Below are 22,402 nucleotides of genomic sequence, written 5' to 3'. Positions count from 1 at the left end.
GATGCGGACGCTGCGTCGTAAAGTGCGGCTCACAGGTTTTATAGACCAATGGGTACACTAAATCATGTGAGTGGGCAACCGACCGGTCGGGATCCGGTATGCCCCATGAGCCGTGGTCGAGCCGTATTCAGTGCCGAACACCACAGAGCGAGAGTGAGCCGTGCACAATTTCGCGAGCATCCTCGATTACCACCTGGCGCAGCGGCCGGACGCCGTCGCCGTCGTCCAGGACGAGCGTTGTCTGACAGTCCGTCACCTGAGCGAGCGGGTGAACCAGTTGGCGGCCGGCCTGGCCGAACTGGGCGTCGGACGCGGTGATGTCGTCGGTCTGCTGCTCTACAACCAGCCGGAGTTCCTGGAGCTGGTCCACGCGACCAACCGGCTCGGCGCGGTCTTCCTGCCGCTCAACTACCGCCTCTCGGAAGAGGAGTGGCAGTACATCCTCGGGCACGCCCAGGCCAAGGTGATCGTCACCGAGCCGGAGTTCGTGCGGGCGGTGGAGCGCAGCGCCGGGTGTCTGACGGACCTGGAGCACCGGATCCTGATCGGCGGGGGCGATCCGCCCGAGGAGCAGTGGACCGACTACGAGGAGTTGCTGGCCCGGCACAAGGGGGAGCGAGTGGAGCCGGTGGACATCGAGCTCGACGACCTCCAGCGGCTCATGTACACCTCCGGCACCACCTCACGCCCCAAGGGCGTCCGCATCACCTACGGAAACCTCCAGGCCAAGAACCTCGCCCACATCGTCCACTTCGGTCTGACGGCGGCGGACACCACGTTGGTCTGCGGGCCGCTCTACCACGTGGGCGGTCTGGACATGCCGGCCCTCGGGGTGCTGTACGCGGGGGGAAGTGTCGTACTCCAGCGGAAGTTCGATCCGCAGGGTGTTCTCGACGCGATCGAGAAGCACCGGGTGACCAACGTGTGGCTGGCGCCCGCCATGGTCAACGCGGTCCTGGAGGTCCCCGACCGCGAGGAGTACGACACCAGCTCGGTGCGCTTCATCCTCGGCGGCGGCGAGAAGACCCCCGAACCGGTGCTCCGGCGCGTCATGACCGCGTTCCCCAACGCCTGGTTCGCCGACGCCTACGGCCTGACCGAGACCGTCTCCGGCGACACCTTCCTCGACCGTGAGCACGCGCTGACCAAGCTGGGCTCGGTGGGCCGTCCCGTCCCGCACACGCGCGTGCGGATCGTCGACGACACCGGCAAGGAGGTCCCGGCGGGCGAACTCGGCGAGATCACCCTGCGCGGGCCCAAGGTCTTCGCCGGGTACTGGCGCGACGAGAAGGCCACGGCAGCGGCGCTCCGGGACGGCTGGTTCCACACCGGTGACATCGGGCACGTCGACGAGGACGGCTTCCTCTTCATCGACGACCGCAAGAAGGACATGATCGTCTCCGGCGGCGAGAACATCGCCACGCCCGAGGTGGAGCGGGTGCTGTACGAGCACCCGGCCGTCCTGGAGGCCGCCGTGGTCGGGATCGACCATCCCCGCTGGGGTGAAGTCCCGCGCGCTTTCGTGGTGTTCAGGCCCGGCGAGCGCGCGGGGCCCGAGGAACTAAGGGAGTTCTGCCGGGCGCGGCTGGCCAAGTTCAAGGTGCCGGCCCGCTTCGACATCGTCGACGAGCTGCCCCGCACCCCGTCCGGCAAGGTCCTCAAGCGCACCCTGCGCGACATCCCCGCGGAGGGCTGAGCCATGGCGGATTCGAAAGACGTGAATGACGTGAATGCCCAACTCCGGCTCGACGGACGGACGGTGTGGGTGACGGGCGCGGGGAAGGGGCTCGGGCGGGCGATCGCCGTCGCGCTGTCCCAGGCGGGTGCCACCGTGGCCGCAACTGCGCGAACCGCAGCGGACCTTGAGAGCCTGGAGGCCGAACTGGCCGCGCACGGCGGCAAGGTGCTGGTCCTGCCCGGCTCGGTCGCCGACTCCACCGCCGTACGGACCATCGTCGAGCGCGTCACCGACGACACCGGCCGCCTCGACGCGATGGTCAACTGCGCCGGTACGAGCCCGCACTTCACCCGCAGCGAGCGCGTCACCGACGAGGACTGGCAACAGGTCCTCGACGTCAACCTCCAAGGCACCTTCTACTGCTGCCGCGAGGCGGGCAAGGTGATGCTGGAGCAGCGTTCCGGCTCGATCGTCAACGTCTCCTCGGTGCACGCCCGCACCGGCTTCGAGCGGATCGCCGCCTACGCCGCCAGCAAGGGCGGGGTCGAGGCCCTCACCAAGTCCCTCGCCGTGGAATGGGCCGACCGCGGGGTGCGTGTCAACGCCCTCGCGCCCGGCTACTTCCACACCGACCTCAGCTCCGGCCTGCTGGCCAGCCGCTGGGGCGAACGCATCGTCGGCAGCACGCCGTTGGGCCGCGTCGGCGATGTCTCGGAACTCGGCGGAGCCGCGGTCTTCCTCGCCTCCGACGCGTCCCGTTTCGTCACCGGCACCACGCTCACGGTGGACGGCGGCTGGACCGCGCGATAGCCGTATTGATCACGAGCGCGGTCACCGCTCCGGCGCGGGCCGCACGGTGAGCATCTGCAGCGCGTGCCCGACCGGGCCGTCGACGTCGTGCAGAACAGTGCTCGTCAGACCCTGTCCGGTGGGCCCGAAGGTGACCGTCGTGTCCAACCCGGTCCAGTCGCCCACGGGTTGGCGGTGCAGGTGGACGGTCAGGTCGACGTTGGGGTAGATCCAGGCGGTCGGCGGCTGTCGTACGGCGATGCCGTTCGCGGTGTCGACGAGCGCGAGGTAGGACGCGAGCGGGCTGCTGGGCTCACCGGCGACGAGGGCGTGCCGGGTGGAGATCCAGGCGGTCGTCCGGCCCGGCCGGGGTGGCGCGAGCGGCCGTACGTCCACGGAGGCGATGTATCCGCCGGGCCACAGCGCGCTCATCTCCCAGGGGGTCAACTCCTCGGGAGGGGTGAGGCGTTCGTCGGGGCCGCCCGCGACGGCGGAGGTGTCGATGCCGGCAAGGAACCAGGCCCGGGCCCGCACCACCGGCCGGCCGGCGACCAGCACCACGGCCTCGACCAGCTCGATCGTGCGGCCGGGGCGGACGACCTCCACCCGGATCTCGCACTCGTCGAGGGCGAGCCGGCCCAGGATGTCGTAGCTGATCCGCGCCATCACGAGTCCGTTGTCCGGCCGCCGCGCCACCTGGTGCTCTATGGCGTGGACGACGAGCCCGCCGAGCGGGCTGAAGTGCAGCTCGTCCGGGTCCCAGGCGCCGCCCGCGTGGGCGGTGGGCTTGTAGCGGTGCTCGTCGATGCGCTCGTAGTAGCTGTTGGGGACCGGGGTACCGGAGTTCAACGGACTTCTCTCCCAAGGCTGTTCTCGCCGTGCGCGCGGTGGTGCTGTGACCACTCTGCCACCTGCGGAAAGGTCCATACCGGACGCGTCAAGTGATGGAGGAAAGGGGCAGGGTGGTGTGAGTCTTGCGGTTGGGTTCTGAACGGATGCTCCGCCATGAGCGCCCGCATCGACGAACTGCCGTTCATTCGGCTTCAGTTGTTGACGGCGGCCAAGGGCGGGACTACAACCCGGGGAGAGCGCTCCCAACCCGCTGAGGAGACCCCCCATGCAGACGTCCGCCGGCACCTCCGCCAGACCTCCGACCGGAGCCGTGCGCTCCCGTACGGCTCTCGGTCTGGCCGTCGTCCTGATCGTCGCCTTCTTCGCCGCGCTGAGCCCCTCACCCGCCCGCGCCGCCGACCAATTGCTGTCCCAAGGACGGCCCGCCACCGCGTCCTCGACCGAGAGCGCGTCCTTCCCCGCGAGCGCGGCCGTGGATGGCAACACCGGCACCCGCTGGTCCTCCGCCTTCGCCGACCCGCAGTGGCTTCAGGTGGACCTTGGAACGGTCCAGCAGATCACCCGCGTCTCGCTCAACTGGGAGGCCGCGTACGCCACCGGCTACCAGATCCAGACCTCCACCGACGCGACCACCTGGACCACGGTCTACTCCACCACGACGGCCACCGGCGGTACCCAGAACCTCACCGTCACCGGCAGCGGCCGCTACGTCCGTCTCTACGGCACCGCCCGCGCCACCCAATGGGGCTACTCCCTCTGGGAGTTCCAGGTCTACGGCCCCGGCAGCACAACCCCGCCGGACGACTTCTGGGGCAGCACCAGCGACATCCCCGCGGCCAACAACGCCGTGGAGGTGAAGATCCTCAACCGCACCAACGGCAAGTACCCGGACAGCCAGGTGTATTGGAGCTTCAACGGGCAGACGCACTCCATCGCCGAGCAGCCCTACCTGGACATGCCGGCCAACTCCGCGGGCCGTATGTACTTCTACCTGGGCTCGCCCACCAGCTCCTACTACGACTTCATCGAGTTCACGGTCGGCGGCAACGTCTTCAACGGCAACACCACCCGCGTCGACGCCTTCGGCCTCAAGCTCGCCATGCGCCTGCACAGCAAGGACGGTTACGACACCGAGGTCGGCGAGAACCGGGCGACCTTCGCCGAGGACCGCGCGACCACGTTCCAGCGGTTCACCGACGCGGTGCCGTCCCAGTTCAAGGTGCTGGCGCAGACCCAGGCGCCGTACCGGATCATCGCGCCCGGCAGCGACCCGAGCTTCCGCGCGGGTGGCGCCAACGCCAACTACTTCACGTCGTACGCCCAGTCGGTGGGCGTGAACGCGGCCACGTCCGACATCTTCGGCTGCGCCGGCTCGCTGGCCGCCGATCCCACCATGTGCGCCGCCCTCAACCGCCATGTGGCGACGCTGCCGGCGTCGCAGCAGTCCGACCCGGCGCAGTTCTACAAGGCGGCGCCCGCGAACTACTACGCCAAGTTCTGGCACGACAACGCCATCAACCAGCTTGCCTACGGCTTCCCTTACGACGATGTCGCGGGCCAGTCCTCCTTCATCTCGCACGCCGACCCGCAGTGGCTCCTGGTCGCCGTCGGCTGGTAGGCACTGCGGACACATCGCGAAACGGGGCCGCCCTCGTCAGGAAGGGCGGCCCCGCTTCAGCTTCTCCTGGCGGGAGTTACTGGACGTTGATCGTGAAGGTGGACGTGGTGTTGCGGATGTCCTGCGCGTTGCCGCTCATCCGCAGGTTGACGAAGGTCGCCGAACCGACGGCGGGTCCCTGACCGGGTTCGGGGAGCTCGTTGGCCCAGATGCCCCATCCGGACTTGGCGTCGAACGCGTCTCCGCTCTTCTTGGAGTTGGTGATGGAGATGTCGGTGAAGATCGTGTCCTTCACCGGGAACTGGGGCTGTCCGCCAACGTAGTTGGTCTGGAACATCACTCCGCCGTAGGTGGAGTTGTCGATGTCCACGTCGTTGACCCGGATGCCCTGGAAGACCTTCGAGGCCGAGAACGCCCAGATGGCCGGGAAGACCTGGGAGCCCCAGAAGTGGCCGCCCGTTCTGTCCAGGGAGACGTTCTCGATCGTCGTCGGATCGGTCCCGAAGCCGTTCATCGGGTAGCCGAAGTCCAGCGAGGAGATCGTGATGCCGGAGTAGACCAGGGTGTCGGCGACCCGGATGTTGCGGAAGGTGTTGTTGTAGCCGCCGTAGACGGCGATACCGGCCGCACGCCAGGTGAGCGTGGACGTCAGGTTCTCGTAGAGGTTGTTCTTCTCGTCGGCGCCGCCCGCGTCGATCGCCGAGAAGAGCGCGAAGCTGTCGTCGCCCGTGGCCCGGGCGTCGTTGTTGACCACGTGGTTGTCCGTGGAGCCGTTCGTCATGTTGATGCCGTCGGCGAACGTGTCCCGGATGCGGGAGTTCTTGATGGTCATGCTGTCGGTGTTGGCGCCCCAGTACATGCACACCATGTGCTCGACCCAGATGTCGTCGATGGTGATGTTGGAGACGTTGGAGAAGTCGAATACCTTGCCTGGTCCGTCGATTCGGGACGTGTAGTTCCCGAAGTAGGCGAAGCCGGTGAACGACGAACCGTTCGCGGTGGCCTCGGCCCGGATGCCGACGTCGGTGTTCTCCTGCGATGCGGGGGCGTGGAAGCGGGTGAACCACGACCCGGCTCCTACGACCTTGACCGCCTTGCCGTAGACCTGCAGCTTGCTGGAGGTCTCGTAGTCGCCGGCGGGCAGATAGACGCCGACGAGCTTGCCGGTGGTGTCCATGCGGACCTTGTCGAGCGCGTTCTGCACGTCCTGCTGCGCGAAGCCGGCCGGGACCACGTAGGCGGCCGGGTCCGGGTTCGGAGTCGCCGTCGCCTGCTCGGTGTTGATGAAGTCGATGGCGTAGGTGGAGGTGTTGGCCGCGTCCTTCTGCAGCCGGATCTTGGAGCCTGCCGGAACTGTCCTGCCCAGCAGGAGATTCGCCTCGTCGTAGATGTGACGCTGGGCACCGGCGCTCGGCGAGTTGCCGGGCGCGGTCTCGTTGCCGTACAGCCAGGCGTACTTGGAGGTGAGGTCGATGGCCTTGAGGAACTGGCCGTCGACGTAGATGTCGAGTGTCGAATTGGTGCCGTCCGGGATGGAGAAGCGGGTGACCAGGGTGTTGGTCGCCGCGCGGGTGGTCCATTCGACGTACTGGCCGGTCGAGTTGAGGGTCACCGCCTTGCGGCCGCTCGCCTCACCCGCGATGTCGCCGATCGTGCGGTTCGGTCCGACGACCTGGGCGCCGCCGCCGACCGTGCCGTCCTCGGCTTCGTACATGTCGTAGGGCATGTCGGCGCCGCGGCCGACGAACAGGGGTTGTGTGGTGGTGTTGTTGGTCCGTTTGACCGGGAGTTCGTTGGTGTCGTCGGCGATGACCGTCTTGACGGTGAACTTGCCGTTGACGGCCGTCCAGGAGCCGAGGTTGACGGGTGTGGTCGTCTGGCCGGCGGCGATGGTGCCGCTGTAGGAGCCGGTGAGTGTCTTGACCGTGGCGCCATTGGCGTCCTGGAGTGTCAGCGTGACGCCGTGGGCGCCGGACGCCGAGTCGACCGTGCCCTGGTTCTTGATCGCCACGGTGAACGTGACGTTGTCGCCCGCCGAGGCGCTCGACGGGGTCCAGGCGACCGGCGCCGCGACCAGGTCGGAGCTGGAGACCGGCTTGACGACGAGGGCGTCGGGAGCGGTGTAGACGTTGTTGCCCTCGTTCTGCTCAATGACCTTGTTGGACGGGTCCACCTCGGCGCCGAGCGGGTAACTCCCCGCGTCCCGGGTGCCGATGCTCGCCGTGACCGTCGTCGACGCGCCCGCCGCGAGGGCCGGGACGTCCGCCGTGGCGGCCTTGGTGCCGCCCAGCGTGAAGTTCAGGTCGGTGGCCTTGGACGCCTTGCTGCCGCTGTTGGTGACCGTCGCCGTCAGGCTGATGGCGTCCGACTCGACCGGGGCCGCGGGCGTGTGGGTGATGCCGGTGACCTTGAGGTCCGGGTTGGCGGCCGGGGTGCCGATCACCTGGAACTCGGCGACCTGGCCGCCGGGCGCACCGGTGTTGGAGGCGAACTTGAGCTGGATGTCGGCGGCGGCACCGGAGACCGGGATGGTCACGATGTTTCCGCTCGCCGGGTTGAAGACGTAGTCCTTCGCCGCGGCGAGACTCGTGAACGCGGTCGCGTCCTGGTCCCGGCCCAGCACCTGGATGTTCTGCGTACGCGTCGACCAGGCGGCGTCGGGGTTCAGTTTGACGACGACCTGGCTGAGGTCGGCGTTGGCACCCAGCTTGGTGGTGAGGGTGGCCGGGTAGGCGCCGCCCCCGCTCTCCCAATAGGTGCTCACCTGACCGTCGTTGGCGTTCGCGGCGACATAGGTGAAGGTGTACGAGGAGGCCTCGATGGGCTTGCCCTGCGCGAGGTCGGATCCGGCACCGTTACCGGCCCGCGTGACGCTGTTGCTCGCCACCGACACGTTCCCGGCGGCGTCCTTGGCCTTCACGTAGTAGGTGACCGTGGCGGACGCCGACGGGGAGTCGGTGTACGAAGTCACGTCACCCGCAAGCGACTTGACGACCTGGTCGTTGGCATAGACGTCGTAGCCGGTGACCTGGACGTTGTCGCTCGACGCCTGCCAGGTCAGCTTCACGTCGCTGCCCGACTGCGTGTAGGCGAGGTTGCCCGGCGCGGTGGGCGCCTGGGTGTCGCCGGTCGAGCCCTTGCGGGTGACGCTGTTGCTGTTGGCGGAGACGTTGCCCGCCGCGTCCTTGGCCCGCACGAAGTACGTGATGTCGCTGCCGGCCGGCTGGGTGTCCGTGTAGGTCAGGACGTTTCCGGCGACGCTCGACCTCAACTGCCCGTTGGCGTAGATGTCGTAGCCGGTCACCGCGGTGTCGTCGGTGGCCGCGGCCCAGTTCAACTCGATCTGCCCGGTGGCCGGTTCGGTGTAGCTCAGGTTCGTCGGCGCGGTGGGCGCCTGCGTGTCACCGGTCGCCGGTCCGTAGACCTCCAGCTCGGACACCTGCCCGGCGGGCCAGCCGGTGTTCGCCGTGATCAGCACCCGCACGTACCGCGTGGTCGTCGCGTCGAAGGAGATCGTCGTCGACTGGTCGGTCGAACTGTCGAAGGTGTACGCCTTCGAGGCCGTCAGGTCGGCGAAGTTCTGGTTGTCGGTCGACCCCTGGAGCTTGAGCGTCTGACTGCGGCTCGGCCAGCCGCTCGGCAGCCGCAACGTCACCTGGTTGACCTTGACCGACGAGCCGAGGTCGACCTGGAGCCACTGCGGGAACGCGTTGTTCGTGCTCTCCCAGTAGGTGTTCCGATTGCCGTCACCGGCGTTGGCCGCGCCGTAGACATCGGCGTGCCCGCTCTCGCTGAAGGGCTTGCCCTGGGCGAGGTTGGCGGTCTCGGCGGTGGCCGTGAGGACCTGCATCTCGGCCAACTGGGCCGCACCGGCGACCGAGTTGGCGCTGAAGTCGGCCCGCACGTACCGGGCCAGGGTCGAAGGCACCGAGATCTTCACGGTGTTGTCGTCACCGGGGCTGAAGACGTACTGCGCCGACGACTTGAGCGTCGCGAAGCTCTTGCCGTCGTCGCTGCCCTGGAGCGCCAGCGTCTGCTTGCGGGTCTGCCAGCCCTCGGGCAGCCGCAGCACGACCTGCCGGACGCGCTCGCTCTTCCCGAGGTCGGTCTGCACCCACTGGGCCGACTTCTTCCCGGCCTGCCAGTAGGTGTCGGTGTCGCCGTCGGTGACGTTGGTGGCCTTGTGCGCGCCGCGGGTGCTGCCCGCGGTGGTGTTCGCGTCCGCGGCGACGTTGGGACCGCCGGCCGCGTGTGCGCCGACGGCGGGCAGGCCCAGCACCATCACCGCGGAGGCGAGCGCGGCGATCGCCGCGCGCCGTCTGGGGGATCTCTGCTTGTGTCGAGTCGGTCGAGTCATACGGGTCACTTCCTGCGGAGGCTCGCGCGCCGGTGGGGCGGCGAGGGCGGCTCGTTCCCGGTGGGTGGTGCAGGAGCAGAAAGGTGCGAGGTGACGAGGTGCATGCTGCCCCTGAGAGGCAGGATTTTGCGTTGTTTCATCGAAATATTGCAGAGCGACGTGAGCGGGTCTACAGCTGGAACAGCGCAATATTCACCAGAAGCACTCATCGCCCTGGAGTCACGCGGGAGTTGGCTTGCGTGCGCTTACGTCTGCTGGACGAAAGTGAACGCAAGTCGCGCAAATTCTTGCGCGATCCAATGTCGTTGAATTCCGTGCCGCTTCTTCCTGGCGGATTCCTCGTCGACGCGTAACGTGATGCCCCATGAAGATCCTCATCAGCGCCGACATGGAGGGTGCGACCGGCGTCACCTGGCCGGCCGACGTGTTGCCGGGGACACCGCAGTGGGAGCGGTGCCGTTCGATGTTCACCTCGGACGTGAACGCGGCCGTCCTCGGCTTCTACGACGGCGGCGCCGACGAGGTGCTCGTCAACGAGGCCCACTGGACGATGCGCAACCTGCTGCTCGAACGGCTCGACGAGCGGACCGAGATGCTCACCGGACGCCACAAGTCCCTCTCCATGGTGGAGGGCGTGCAGCACGGCGACGTCGACGGCATCGCGTTCGTGGGCTACCACGCGGGCGCCGGCATGGAGGGCGTCCTCGCCCACACCTACCTCGCGAACTCGATCACCGGCGTGTGGCTGAACGACGTGCGCGCGAGCGAGGGACTCCTCAACGCGCATGTCGTCGCCGAGTACGGGGTACCGGTCGTCCTGGTCACGGGTGACGATGTGGCCTGCGAGGACGCCCTCGGGTACGCGCCCGAGGCGCTGAAGGTGGCGGTCAAGGACCACGTGTCGCGGTACGCGGCCGTGTGCCGTACGCCGGCCAGGACGGCCGCCGACATCCGCGCGGCGGCGAAGGAGGCGGCGAAACTGGCGGGCCGTCAGGAACCGGTGCGGGGCGGCCCGTTCACCGTCGCCCTCGAATTCGACGCCGAGCACCTCGCCATGGCCGCCACCGTCGTCCCCGGCGTCGGGCGGGTCGGGGAGCGGAAGGTGGCGTACACCAGCGACACCATGTACGAGGGCATCCGGACCTTCAAGGCGGTCACCACGATCGTCTCGGCCGCGGTGGAGGAGCAGTATGGCTGACATCGACGAGCGGGCCCTGGACGAGGTCGTGACGTTCACCTCGGACCTGATCCGCATCGACACGACCAACCGGGGTGGCGGCGACTGCCAGGAGCGGCCCGCCGCCGAGTACGCCGCCGAGCAACTGGCCAGTGCGGGGCTCGAACCGACCCTCTTGGAACGCTCCAAGGGCCGCACCAACGTCGTCGCCCGCATCGAGGGCACCGACCCCTCCGCAGACGCGCTGCTCGTGCACGGTCACCTGGACGTCGTGCCCGCGCAGGCCGAGGACTGGAGTGTGCATCCCTTCTCCGGGGAGATCCGCGACGGGGTCGTCTGGGGGCGCGGCGCGGTCGACATGAAGAACATGGACGCGATGATCCTCGCCGTCGTCCGCGCCTGGACCAGGCTGGGCGTACGGCCCCGGCGCGACGTCGTCATCGCGTTCACCGCCGACGAGGAGGCGAGCGCCGAGGACGGCTCCGGATTCCTCGCCGACCAGCACCCTGGGCTCTTCGACGGCTGTACCGAAGGCATCAGCGAATCAGGGGCGTTCACCTTCCACGACGGCACCGGCCGGGAGATCTATCCCATCGCCGCCGGCGAACGCGGCACCGGCTGGCTGAAGTTGACCGCGCACGGCCGCGCGGGCCACGGCTCCAAGGTCAACCACGAGAACGCCGTCACCCGTCTCGCCGCCGCGATCACCCGCATCGGCGAACACGAATGGCCGCTGCGGCTCACCCCGACCGTCCGCGCCGCCCTCACCGAACTCGCCGCCCTGTACGACATCAAGGCCGACCTCGACGACGTCGACGGACTCCTCGCCAAGCTCGGCCCGGCGGCGAAACTCGTCGAGCCCACCGTCCGCAACAGCGCCAACCCGACCATGCTGAACGCCGGTTACAAGGTCAACGTGATCCCTGGCGAGGCCGTGGCCTACGTCGACGGACGCTATCTCCCGGGCGGCGAGGACGAGTTCCGCACCACCCTGGACCGGCTCACCGGACCGGACGTCGACTGGGAGTTCCACCACCGCGAAGTGGCCCTCCAGGCACCGGTCGACTCCCTGACATACGCTCAGATGCGGGCCGCTGTCGAGGAGTTCGCCCCCGAGGGACACGTGGTCCCGTACTGCATGTCCGGCGGCACGGACGCCAAACAGTTCTCGCGCCTCGGCATCACCGGCTACGGCTTCGCACCGCTGAAGCTCCCCGAGGGCTTCGACTACCAGGCGCTGTTCCACGGAGTCGACGAACGGGTCCCGGTCGGGGCACTGCACTTCGGCGTCCGCGTCCTGGACCGCTTCCTGAGGACGGCCTAGCAAGTGGGGGAGAACGTGCAGACTCTGGCGTACGGCTCGTGGCCCTCGCCCATCGACGCGGCCCTCGCCGCCGCGCACGACGGACACCCCGAGTACGTCGGTTTCGTCGGCGACGAGGCCTGGTGGACCGAGCCCCGGCCCACCGAGGGCGGGCGCCGCACCCTGGTCCGGCGCCTCGCGGACGGCTCCGAGGAGTCGGTGCTGCCCGCGCCGTGGAACGTCCGCAGCCGGGTCATGGAGTACGGCGGACAGCCCTGGGCTGGAACGGTCCAAGACGGTCAACCCCTCGTGGTGTTCGTGAACTTCACCGACCAGCGCCTGTACCGCTACGCCCCCGGGAGCGAGCCGAGCCCGCTCACTCCCGTGTCGCGGGTGGGCGGCGGACTGCGCTGGGCGGAACCGCAGTTGCGCCCGGACCTGGGTGAAGTGTGGTGCGTGCTGGAGGAGTTCACCGGCGAGGCCCCCGGCGATGTACGGCGTGTGCTGGGCGCCGTACCGCTGGACGGATCCGCCGCGGAGGACCGGCGCGCGGTACGTGAACTCACCGACGACCGGCACCGGTTCGTGTCCGGGCCGCGCGTCTCGCCCGACGGGCGGCGGGCGGCCTGGCTCGCCTGGGACCATCCTCGGATGCCGTGGGACGGCACGGAGCTGCTGCTCGCCGAGGTCGCGGACGACGGCACGTTCGGGGAGCCCCGGGCCGTCGCAGGCGGGCCCGAGGAGTCGATCGCGCAGGTCGACTGGGGCTTCGACGGCTCGCTGCTCTACGCCAGCGACCGCACCGGCTGGTGGAACCTCTACCGCGACCACCAGCCGCTGTGCGCCCGCGAGGAGGAGTTCGGCGGGCCGCTGTGGAAGCTCGGCCAGCGCTGGTTCGCCCCCCTGGAGAGCGGGCCGATCGCCGTCGTGCACGGCCGCGGCGCCACCCTGCTCGGCATCCTGGACCCGGAGACCGGCGAGGTCGTCGACGCGGCCGGACCCTGGACCGAGTTCGCGTCCACCCTCGCGGTGAACGGCGAGCGCATCGTCGGCGTCGGGGCCAGCCCGCGCAGCGCCTACGAGGTCGTCGAACTCGACACCTGCACCGGCAGAGCCCGGGTGATCGGCGCCGCCCACGACGACCCCGTGGACCCCGCGCACTATCCCGAACCGCAGATCCGCACCTTCACCGGCCCCGCCGGACGCGACATCCACGCCCACATCTACCCGCCGCACAGCCCGAGTTGGGCCGCACCGGGCGACGAACTGCCGCCGTACGTCATCTGGGCGCACGGCGGACCCACCAGCCGGGCGCCGCTCGTCCTCGACCTGGAGATCGCCTACTTCACCTCGCGCGGCATCGGCGTCGCCGAGGTCAACTACGGCGGCTCGACCGGGCACGGCCGGGAGTACCGCAACCGGCTGCGTGAGCAGTGGGGTGTCGTCGACGTGGAGGACTGCGCGGCCGTCGCGCTGGCCCTCGCAGACGAAGGCACCGCCGACCGCGCCCGGCTCGCCGTCCGGGGCGGCAGCGCGGGCGGCTGGACCAGCGCCGCGTCCCTCGTGACGACCGACGTCTACGCCTGCGGCACGATCATCTATCCGGTTCTCGACCTGGCCAACTGGGGGTCGGGGGAGACCCACGACTTCGAGTCCCGGTACCTGGAGACCCTGGTCGGCCCGCTCGCCGAGGTGCCCGCCCGGTACGTCGAACGCTCACCCGTCGAGCACGCGGAACGCGTCACCGCGCCCTTCCTGCTGATGCAGGGCCTGGCCGACGTGATCTGCCCGCCCGTCCAGTGCGAACGCTTCCTGGAGCGGATGCGCGGACGCCAAGTACTGCACGCCTACCTCGCGTTCGAGGGTGAGGGCCACGGCTTCCGCCGCGCCGACACCATGACCCGCGCCCTGGAGGCAGAACTCTCCCTGTACGCCCAGGTCTTCGGCATCGACCCGCCCGGCGTCCCCACCCTGGAGCTCACCAAGTGACCCCGCTCGTCCGCCCGTTCCGACTCGCCCCCGGCGCCCGCGTGGCCGTCGTCGCACCCAGCGGGCCGGTGTCCGAGGAACGGCTGGAGGCGGGCCTCGACATCCTGCGCGGCTGGGACCTGGACCCGGTCGTGGCACCCCATGTCCGGGATCGGCACGGTGAGTTGGGCTATCTGGCGGGCACGGACGCGGACCGTGCGGCCGATCTGCAGAACGCCTGGTGCGACCCGTCCGTGTCCGCCGTGCTGTGCGCCCGCGGCGGCTACGGCGTGCAGCGCATCGTCGACCTCCTCGACTGGGAGGCGATGCGCGCCGCCGGGCCGAAGGTGTTCGTCGGCTTCAGCGACCCCACCGTGCTGCACCAGGCGTTCGCCGCCCGGCTGGGCCTCGTCACCCTGTACGGACCCGCCGCGGCCGGTGTCGACTTCATCAAGAACGCCCGCACACAGGAGCAGTTGAGGGCGACCCTCTTCGACCCGGAGTCCGTACGGACCATCCACGCCGTTCCGACCGGCGGCGGCGCACTCGTCCCGGGGCGGGCCCGGGGCGTAACCCTCGGCGGCTGCCTGAGCCTGCTCACCTCCGACCTCGGCACCCCGCACGCGTCCGCCGGTGCGCGTGGCGGGCTGCTGATGATCGAGGACGTCGGCGAACTGGCGTACCGCATCGACCGGATGCTGACCCAACTGCTGCGCAGCGGCTGGCTGGACGGCGTCGCCGGGATCGCCCTCGGCTCGTGGGCCGGCTGCGGACCGTACGAGAAACTGCGCCCCGTGCTCGCGGACCGGCTGGGCGGGCTGGGCGTACCCGTCGTCGAGGAGTTCGGGTTCGGACACGGCGACGGGGCGCTGACGATACCGCTCGGCGTGACTGCCCAACTCGACGCTGAAGCGGGCACGTTGACGCTGGACGAGCCCGCGCTGCGGTAGCCGCGCGCTTGTTGAATTCCTGTCAAGAAACACCCTTCACGGTGATTGACCTGGCCTGACACGTGTCACACCATGGGCGTGGACCGGTACTTACCGGTCGGTAAGTCGCCGTTCGCTCAGTCGGGTTGTCCTCAGTGTGGAGGTCCCTGTGTCCCGTCGTGTGCCTGGAATCCGCGCCGCGCTGGCTCTCACTCTCACCGCCCCGCTCACCCTCACCGCCCCGCTCGTCCTGGGCCGCCCCGCCGCGGCCGCCGGCCAATACACCGTCACCGCACTGAAGTTCACCGTCCCCGCGGGCGGCCGCGACTGCGCGGTCGACGCCGATCTGTACCGGCCCGCGGGTGTGGACCGCGCCCACCCGGCGCCCGCCGTGCTGGCGACCAACGGCTTCGGGGGAAGCAAGTCGGACGGCTCGACCGACGCCATCGGCAAGGCCTTCGCGCAGCGCGGCTATGTCGGACTCGTCTACTCCGGGCTCGGCTTCGGCAAGTCCGGGTGTCTCGTCTCCCTCGACGACCCGGACATCGACGGCGAGGCCGCGTCCGGGCTGATCGACTTCCTGGCGGGCACACGGGCCGCCGACGACGGGACCAAGGCCGACTTCGTGACCCTCGACGCGAAGGGCGACCCGCGCGTCGGGATGATCGGCGGATCGTACGGCGGCGCGATCCAGCTGGCGACGGCGGCCGTGGACCACCGGGTCGACGCGCTCGTCCCCCTGATCACCTGGAACGACCTGGTGTACTCCCTCGACCCCGACAACGCGGTGGGTCAAGGCAGTCGGACCGTTCCAGGCGCCTTCAAATGGCAGTGGACCAACGGCTTCTACCTCATCGGCGAGACCCAGCCCCTGACCGTCCCGAACCTCGACCCGACCCGGATCAACTCCCTCAGCTGCCTGCACTTCGTCACCCGGGCCTGCGCCATAATCCGCACCCTGAACTCCGGCAGCTATCCGGCCGAGGCGACGGCAGACCTGCTCGCGTACGCGCACAGCGTCTCGCCGGTGTCGTATCTGAACCGGGTGAAGGCCCCGACGCTCCTCGTCCAGGGGCAGGCCGACACCCTCTTCAACCTCAACGAGGCGACGGCGACGTACAAGACGCTGAAGGCGCAGGGGACGACCGCCAAGATGGTCTGGCAGTCGTGGGGTCACAGCGGCGGGATGACCGACCCCGCCGCCGGTGAACTCGACCTCAGCAAGGGTGACTTGGAATCGAGCTACGTCGGGAGGCGGATTCTCGCCTGGTTCGACCGGTACCTGCTCCAGCGCAAGAACACGGACACGGGACCGGCCTTCGCCTACTACCGGGACTGGATCACGGACCCGGCCGACACCTACGCCACGGCGAGCCAACTCCCCGCGCTCGACGAGAAGTTCTACCTCTCCGGCGACGGCAAGCTCGTGGACAACCGGGCGAAGGTGGCGCGCGGCAGCCGTGATTACACCAACTGGCTTGTCCCCACCAACCATTCGGAGAGCTCGCTGAGCGGAACGATCGGCCTGCCGGACCCGGCGCCGTACGACACGGCGGGCACGTACCTGGGGTGGACCAGTGAGCCCCTGACCCGCACCACGGACGTCGTGGGCGCCCCGAAAGCGACGCTGAAGGTCGTCTCCCCGAAGGCGCAGCGCACCCAGAACTCCGGCGACGCCGCCGACAACCTCGTCCTCTTCGCCAAGCTCTACGATGTCGCCCCCGACGGCAGCAAGACGCTTGTCCACAGGTTGGTCGCCCCTGTCCGCGTGCCGGACGTCACGAAGAGCTTCACGGTGACCCTGCCGGGGATCGTGCACCGGTACGCGAAGGGGCACCGGCTCCAGTTCGTGATCGCGGCGAGCGACGACGCGTACACCGGGAACCGGGGCATCAAGCCGGTCACCGTGGTCAGCTCGCCGCAGGACACCGGGGTGCTGGAGCTGCCGGTCGTCGCGGACTGAGTCTCACCGTGCGTGATGGCCGATTCGGGCTCACCCTGGAGGCATGAGCCCGAAGACCACCGAGAGCGGCGGCAGGACCGGCCAGCGGGAACGCGTGCTGACGCCCGCCCGGATCACGGTGCTGCTGCTCGCCGTCCTGGCCCTGATCTTCATCTTCGAGAACACCCGCGCCACGAAGATCCGTCTGCTGATCCCCGAGGTCACCATGCCTCTGTGGATGGCACTGCTGGGCACGGCGGTCATCGGCGCCCTGTGCGGGTGGTATTTCATGCGACGGCGCCGCTGACCCCGAACTAAGGTGACGGGATGCCGCACACCGCATCCCGTTATCTCGCCGAGGGCCCCCGCGTGGGCATACGCCACTTCACGTACGAGGACGGTGCCGAGTTCACCGCGTGTGCCCGGGAGAGCAAGGACCTGCACCAGCCGTGGCTGTTCCCGCCGGCCGGCGGGGACGCGTACACCGCTTACGCGCGGCGGCTGATCGAGGACCGGTCCAAAGCCGGATTTCTCGTGTGCGAGCTGGACGGCGGGGGCATCGCCGGGTTCATCAACATCAACAACATCGTCGAGGGCGGCTTCCAGTGCGGAGCGCTCGGCTACGGAGTCTTCGCGCACGCGGCAGGGCGAGGGCTGATGCGCGAGGGGATGAACCTCGTGGTGGGACACGCCTTCGGGCCGATGCGGCTGCACCGGCTCGAAATCAACGTGCAGCCCACCAACCTCCCCTCCATAGCCCTCGCCCGCAGCTGCGGGTTCCGCCTCGAAGGCTTCTCGCCGGACATGATCTACATCGACGGCGCGTGGCGGGACCACGAGCGCTGGGCGATCACCGCCGAGATGCGGACTTCCGGTTGACCTTCATCGTGTCGAGGTCCGTGACCGTCGATTTCAGGTCACGGAAGCCGTAGCCGAGATCCTTCAGCGCGGTCTCGGCGCGGTCCTCCGCGAGCGCGGCCGCCATCTCGTCGCCGTCGACCGCGTCCGAGACCACCACATACCGCCACGAGAAGTGCTTGAGCGGCGCCGGTTCGTAACTGAGCGAGCCCTCCTCGGCGAACCGCATGCTCAGCATCCCGTGCTCCGCCGCCTCGCCGAGCAGCCGCTCCCGCGCCTCGTCCGTCAGCGCGTCCCAGGTGCCCCGGACGATCACCCGGTACGTGTGCTGCTCGCCCATCAGCCGTTCCACTCCTCGGTCCATGTCGTCGAACGGCCCGACTGTACGGCGGCGGGCGGCGACCGCACGCGGATTTTTCCGCCCGCTCCCCGCGGGCCACCGTCTTTGCGGAATCCTGACTGGCAATGCCCCTGGCCACCGCACCCGTTGCCGGGTTCCATGGTGATCGTGACGACGATCCGACGTGAGGTACTGACGCTCCCCGCCGCGGAGTTGGGTCCCGACAATCCGCTGCCCCCACTGCGTCCGCTCGACGAGGAACACCGCATAGACGACCGCGACCGCGAGGACCTCCCGCGCGACATGGCCCGCCAGGTCGGCTACGAACCCCTCCGCAGCCTGTTGCCGACCCGCGTCCGGGACGGCTACGACAGAGACCGCACCCCCCGCCGCATCGACGCCCTCGTGATCGAGAACGACCGGCTCCGCGCCATCGTGCTCCCCACCCTCGGCGGCCGCATCGCCTCCCTCGTCCACAAGCCCGCCGACCGTGAACTCCTGTACCGCAACCCGGTGTTGCAGCCCGCCAACTTCGCCCTCAACGGCGCCTGGTTCTCCGGCGGCATCGAGTGGAACATCGGCGCGACCGGCCACACCACCCTCTCCTGCGCACCCCTGCACGCCGCCCGCGTCCCCGCCCCCGGCGGCGGCGAGATGCTCCGCCTGTGGGAGTGGGAACGCCTCCGCGACCTCCCCTTCCAGGTCGACCTCTGGCTCCCGGACGGCTCCGACTTCCTCTACGTCGGCGTCCGCGTCCGCAACCCGCACGAGCGGCCCGCGCCCACCTACTGGTGGTCCAACATCGCCGTACCGGAGGAACGCCGGGTTCTCGCACCGGCGTCGGAGGCCTGGCACTTCGGGTACGAGCGGCGGCTGCGCCGGGTGCCGGTGCCGTCGTACGACGGAGTGGACCGGTCCTATCCCCTCAACAGCCCTTACGCCGCCGACTACTTCTACGAACTGCCGGACGGCCGGCGCCGATGGATCGCCGCGCTCGACGCGGACGGGCACGGGCTGGTGCAGACATCCACCGATGTGCTGCGGGGCCGCAAGCTGTTCGTGTGGGGCGCCGGCAGTGGTGGCCGGCGCTGGCAGGAGTGGCTCACCGAGCCGGGGACCGGCGGCTACTGCGAGATCCAAGCGGGCCTGGCCCGCACGCAGTTGGAGCATGTACGGCTGGACCCGGAGAGCGAGGCGTCCTGGCTGGAGGCGTACGGACCGCTCGACGCGCAGACGGAGGGGGAGTGGGCCACCGTCGTGGACGGTGCCGAGGCGCGGCTCGAAACCGCCCTGCCCCGCGCCGAGTTCGACGCCGCCTACGCCGCATGGAAGCCGCACGCCGACACCGAACCCGGGGAGATACTCGCCACCGGCTCGGGGTGGGGCGCGCTCGAAGTCCTGCGCACCGACTGGAAGTTGCCCGGTACCCCCTTCGAGGAGTCCATGCTCGGCGAGGCACAGGCGCCCTGGGCGGAGTTGCTGCGGAGCGGCGTCCTGCCCGAGCCGCGCCGGGTCCGGCCGCCCGGGGAGACGCTGGTCGCCTCGCACTGGCGGGACATGCTGGAGACCGCGCCCGCGACCCCGCTCACCGAGTACCACCTCGGTGTCGCGCAGTGGCACGCCGGCGATCGGGCGCAGGCGGTGCGCAGTTGGGAGCGGGCCCTCGAACTCGCCCCGTCCCTCTGGCCGTTGCTGCGCTGTCTCGCCGTGGCGGATCAGGAGGCGGGGAACCACGGGCGGGCCGCGGACCGGTACAACGAGGCCTTCGCGGACCTGTGTCATGAGCGGCGGGACGCGGGGAGCGGTGGACCGCCGCGACGGCCGCGCTCGGGCGTGAGGCCGTCGAGGCGTTGCTGCGGGTGCGACGGACTGCCGATGCCCGCGCGGTCTGGGAGATGCTGCATCCCGTCACCCGGGAACGCGGCCGATTCCTGTTGCTCCAGGCCGAGTTGCTGCTCGCTGAAGGGCGGCGCGACGACGCGTGGGCCGTCTTCGACGAGGGGTTCGAGGTCGCCGATCTGCGCGAGGGCGCCGAGTCGATCGGCCGGCTGTGGTCCCGGCTCACCGATGAACCACTGCCGACGCGCTACGACTTCAGGATGCGGCCGGACACGCCCTGAGACGACGGACCGCGGACCGGCGGTCGCCGATCAGGCCCGCCGGTCCACGTACTCGTAGACCATGCCGTCCGGATGCATCGCGATCAGGTTGCGGCCCGCCGGTGAGGCGATGGGGCCCGCGACGATGTGGGCGCCCAGCTCGGTCAGCACCGCGTGGGTCTCGTCGACGTCCTTGACGGCGATGGTGGCGGCGACCTTGCGCAACACCTCCAGCTCCGTCGGAGGCCCGCTCATCAGCAGGAAACAGCCGACCGCGGCCACCGACACCCCACCGCGCTCGAAGCGGAGCGCGGTGCCACCCGCGAGCCGTTCGTAGAAGGGGACGGCGGTCTCCAGGTCGTCGACGCAGATACGCAGCGTGGCTCCCAGAATCTCCATACGGACGAGCCTAGTTGGGGCGGGCGGGACTTGGTGATCCTTTCGGACGATCCCGGTGACCGTTCGGCACGTGTTTGGGCGGCTTGATCAGGGGGACGCGGAATGCCTCGCAGGAACATCCCCGGAAGGAGCCTCATGGACACCGGTGAACTCGTCGAACTCGGACAGCAACTGCGCGTGGACAGTGTGCGGGCCGCCGACGCGGCGGGCTCCGGACACCCCACGTCCTCCATGTCCGCCGCCGATCTGATGGCCGTCCTGCTCGCCCACCACCTCCGCTACGACTTCGACCGCCCCGCCCACCCCGGCAACGACCGCTTCGTCCTCTCCAAGGGACACGCCTCACCCCTGCTCTACGCCGCCTACAAGGCCGTGGGAGCCGTGGACGACGCCGAACTGCTCACCTTCCGCATGCTGGACAGCCGTCTCGAAGGGCATCCCACTCCGCAGCGGCTCCCGTGGGTCGAGACCGCCACGGGTTCGCTCGGGCAGGGGCTGCCGGTCGGCGTCGGTATCGCCCTCTCCGGCAAGCGGCTGGAGCGCACCGGCTACCGCGTGTGGGTGCTGTGCGGGGACAGCGAGCTGGCCGAGGGCTCGGTGTGGGAGGCCGCCGAGCACGCGGCGTACGAACACCTCGACAATCTGACCCTGATCGTCGACGTCAACCGGCTCGGGCAGCGCGGCCCGACCCGGCACGGACATGATCTCGATGCGTACGCGCGCCGGTTCCGGGCCTTCGGCTGGCACACGGTCGAGGTCGACGGACACGACGTGGACGCCGTCGACCGCGCCTACGGCGAGGCCGCGTCCACCAGCGGTCAGCCGACCGTGATCCTCGCCCGCACCCTCAAGGGCAAGGGCGTCGCCTCCGTCCAGGACCGCGAGGGACTGCACGGCAAACCGCTGCCGGACGCGGAGGCGGCGATCGCCGAACTCGGTGGCCGGCGCGACCTCCGCGTCCGTGTACGGGAGCCCCTGGACGCCCGCGCGCTGCACTCCGTGCGCGCCGACCGCCTGGAACTCCCGCGCTACGACCGCGGCGACGACGTCCCCACCCGCGACGCCTTCGGCCAGGCCCTCGCCGCGCTCGGCTCCGCCCGCGGGGACGTCGTGGCGCTCGACGGTGAGGTCGGGGACTCCACGCGCGCGGAGTACTTCGCCAAGGAGCACCCCGACCGCTACTTCGAGTGCTACATCGCTGAGCAGCAACTGGTCGGCGGGGCCGTCGGGTTGGCGGCGCGCGGCTGGGTGCCGTACGCCTCCACGTTCGCGGCGTTCCTCACCCGCGCGTACGACTTCATCCGCATGGCTGCCGTCAGTGGCGCGGGGATCAACCTGGTCGGTTCGCACGCGGGTGTGTCCATCGGGCAGGACGGGCCCTCGCAGATGGGGCTCGAAGACCTCGCGATGATGCGCGCCGTGCACGGCTCGACGGTGCTGTACCCGTGCGACGCCAACCAGACCGCCCGGCTCGTCGCCTCGATGGCAGGCCTGGAGGGCGTGCGCTATCTGCGGACCTCGCGGGGCGCCGGGCCGGTCGTCTACGGCCCCGACGAGGAGTTCCCGGTCGGCGGCAGCAAGGTGCTGCGCTTCTCCAGCCGGGACCGGCTGACGGTCGTGGCCGCCGGTGTCACCGTGAAGGAGGCGCTGGCCGCCGCCGACGCACTCGACCGCGAGGGCATCCAGGTGCGAGTGATCGACCTGTACTCGGTCAAGCCCGTCGACGTCGAGACCCTGCGCCAGGCCGCCGAGGACACCGGTTGTCTGCTCACCGTCGAGGACCACCACCCCGAGGGCGGCCTCGGGGACGCGGTCCTCGACGCCTTCCTCGACGGTCGGCCGGTGCCGCGCCTGGTCCGTCTCGCCGTACGCACCATGCCCGGCTCGGCGAGCCCGGCCGAGCAGCTGCACGAGGCCGGGATCGACGCGGCGTCGATCGCGGCGGCCGGGCGGCTGCTGGTGGAGACGGCGATCGTGCGCTGAACGCGCTCAACGCCAGGGGCCCGGGGCCCCCCCGCGCGCGGCGGGCCCCCCCCCCCCGTCCGTTCCGGGCCACGAAGCCTGTGGATGACGCAAGCCGCAGCCATTCCCGT

General features: G+C 69.8%; 15 protein-coding genes and 1 pseudogene. 12 read left to right on the top strand and 4 right to left on the bottom strand.

Annotated elements, in window-relative coordinates:
* Nucleotides 1-160 precede the first annotated feature (160 nt).
* Together ACGFY9_RS26310 and ACGFY9_RS26305 are read left to right on the top strand one after the other, a co-directional pair.
* Nucleotides 161-1,696 carry a long-chain fatty acid--CoA ligase gene (locus ACGFY9_RS26310; RefSeq protein ID WP_393758031.1) on the top strand — a complete coding sequence of 512 codons (1,536 nt, stop codon included), beginning with the start codon at nt 161-163 and terminating at the stop codon, nt 1,694-1,696.
* Nucleotides 1,697-1,717: 21 nt separating this feature from the next.
* Nucleotides 1,718-2,488, top strand: a complete 771-nt coding sequence (locus ACGFY9_RS26305) for an SDR family NAD(P)-dependent oxidoreductase (protein WP_393758029.1) — start codon at nt 1,718-1,720, stop codon at nt 2,486-2,488.
* 21 nt (nt 2,489-2,509) lie between these two features.
* On the opposite strand, the gene ACGFY9_RS26300 is transcribed toward ACGFY9_RS26305, so the two are convergent.
* Nucleotides 2,510-3,316 carry a thioesterase family protein gene (locus ACGFY9_RS26300; RefSeq protein WP_393758027.1) on the bottom strand — a complete coding sequence of 269 codons (807 nt, stop codon included), beginning with the start codon at nt 3,314-3,316 and terminating at the stop codon, nt 2,510-2,512.
* A 268-nt stretch (nt 3,317-3,584) separates the two neighbouring features.
* On the opposite strand from ACGFY9_RS26300, the gene ACGFY9_RS26295 reads away from it, so the two are divergent.
* On the top strand, nt 3,585-4,937 hold the full coding sequence (locus ACGFY9_RS26295) for a beta-1,3-glucanase family protein (protein ID WP_393758025.1): 1,353 nt from the start codon (nt 3,585-3,587) through the stop codon (nt 4,935-4,937).
* A 76-nt stretch (nt 4,938-5,013) separates the two neighbouring features.
* Here the strand turns inward: ACGFY9_RS26295 and ACGFY9_RS26290 are convergent, their stop codons facing one another.
* Nucleotides 5,014-9,294, bottom strand: a complete 4,281-nt coding sequence (locus tag ACGFY9_RS26290; protein ID WP_393758023.1) for a discoidin domain-containing protein — start codon at nt 9,292-9,294, stop codon at nt 5,014-5,016.
* A gap of 364 nt (nt 9,295-9,658) precedes the next feature.
* Between ACGFY9_RS26290 and ACGFY9_RS26285 the strand changes: the two genes are divergently transcribed.
* The 7 genes from ACGFY9_RS26285 to ACGFY9_RS26255 all read left to right on the top strand — a co-directional run bounded on the left by ACGFY9_RS26285 (nt 9,659) and on the right by ACGFY9_RS26255 (nt 17,492).
* Nucleotides 9,659-10,492, top strand: coding sequence for a M55 family metallopeptidase (locus tag ACGFY9_RS26285; protein WP_393758022.1), 834 nt, complete (start codon nt 9,659-9,661; stop codon nt 10,490-10,492).
* Nucleotides 10,485-11,795 (top strand): M20/M25/M40 family metallo-hydrolase, encoded by a 1,311-nt coding sequence (locus tag ACGFY9_RS26280; RefSeq protein ID WP_393758020.1) that lies wholly within the window; start codon nt 10,485-10,487, stop codon nt 11,793-11,795. Before ACGFY9_RS26285 ends, ACGFY9_RS26280 begins: the two co-directional genes overlap by 8 nt.
* Nucleotides 11,796-11,810: 15 nt before the next feature.
* Nucleotides 11,811-13,763: an LpqB family beta-propeller domain-containing protein gene (locus ACGFY9_RS26275; RefSeq protein WP_393758018.1), complete on the top strand. Its 1,953-nt coding sequence runs from the start codon at nt 11,811-11,813 to the stop codon at nt 13,761-13,763.
* On the top strand, nt 13,760-14,692 hold the full coding sequence (locus tag ACGFY9_RS26270; protein WP_393758016.1) for an LD-carboxypeptidase: 933 nt from the start codon (nt 13,760-13,762) through the stop codon (nt 14,690-14,692). The genes ACGFY9_RS26275 and ACGFY9_RS26270 overlap by 4 nt, the downstream gene beginning before the upstream one ends.
* Nucleotides 14,693-14,840: 148 nt before the next feature.
* Nucleotides 14,841-16,634, top strand: coding sequence for a CocE/NonD family hydrolase (locus ACGFY9_RS26265; protein ID WP_393758014.1), 1,794 nt, complete (start codon nt 14,841-14,843; stop codon nt 16,632-16,634).
* Nucleotides 16,635-16,677: 43 nt separating this feature from the next.
* The gene (locus tag ACGFY9_RS26260) at nt 16,678-16,920 is read left to right on the top strand and encodes a LapA family protein (RefSeq protein ID WP_266774077.1); all 243 of its coding nucleotides are present in this window, start codon (nt 16,678-16,680) and stop codon (nt 16,918-16,920) included.
* A 20-nt stretch (nt 16,921-16,940) separates the two neighbouring features.
* On the top strand, nt 16,941-17,492 hold the full coding sequence (locus ACGFY9_RS26255) for a GNAT family N-acetyltransferase (RefSeq protein WP_393758012.1): 552 nt from the start codon (nt 16,941-16,943) through the stop codon (nt 17,490-17,492).
* Here ACGFY9_RS26255 and ACGFY9_RS26250 read toward each other — a convergent pair.
* A complete protein-coding gene (locus ACGFY9_RS26250) occupies nt 17,464-17,811 on the bottom strand; it encodes a DUF6204 family protein (protein ID WP_393758010.1) in 348 nt (115 codons plus the stop codon). The two genes, ACGFY9_RS26255 and ACGFY9_RS26250, sit on opposite strands and share 29 nt — an antisense overlap.
* 159 nt (nt 17,812-17,970) lie before the next feature.
* On the opposite strand from ACGFY9_RS26250, the pseudogene ACGFY9_RS26245 reads away from it, so the two are divergent.
* Nucleotides 17,971-19,931 (top strand): annotated as a pseudogene (locus tag ACGFY9_RS26245) (DUF5107 domain-containing protein).
* A 30-nt stretch (nt 19,932-19,961) separates the two neighbouring features.
* Here the strand turns inward: ACGFY9_RS26245 and ACGFY9_RS26240 are convergent.
* Nucleotides 19,962-20,309, bottom strand: a complete 348-nt coding sequence (locus tag ACGFY9_RS26240) for a VOC family protein (RefSeq protein ID WP_393758008.1) — start codon at nt 20,307-20,309, stop codon at nt 19,962-19,964.
* Nucleotides 20,310-20,444: 135 nt separating this feature from the next.
* Between ACGFY9_RS26240 and ACGFY9_RS26235 the strand changes: the two genes are divergently transcribed.
* Nucleotides 20,445-22,292 carry a transketolase gene (locus ACGFY9_RS26235; RefSeq protein ID WP_393758006.1) on the top strand — a complete coding sequence of 616 codons (1,848 nt, stop codon included), beginning with the start codon at nt 20,445-20,447 and terminating at the stop codon, nt 22,290-22,292.
* Nucleotides 22,293-22,402: the final 110 nt, after the last annotated feature.

It is taken from the genome of Streptomyces sp. NPDC048504 (assembly GCF_043200035.1).
Taxonomy (GTDB): Bacteria; Actinomycetota; Actinomycetes; order Streptomycetales; family Streptomycetaceae; genus Streptomyces.
Note: the sequence above shows the minus strand (reverse complement) of the source record. Positions and strands in the feature narration are given on the sequence as shown.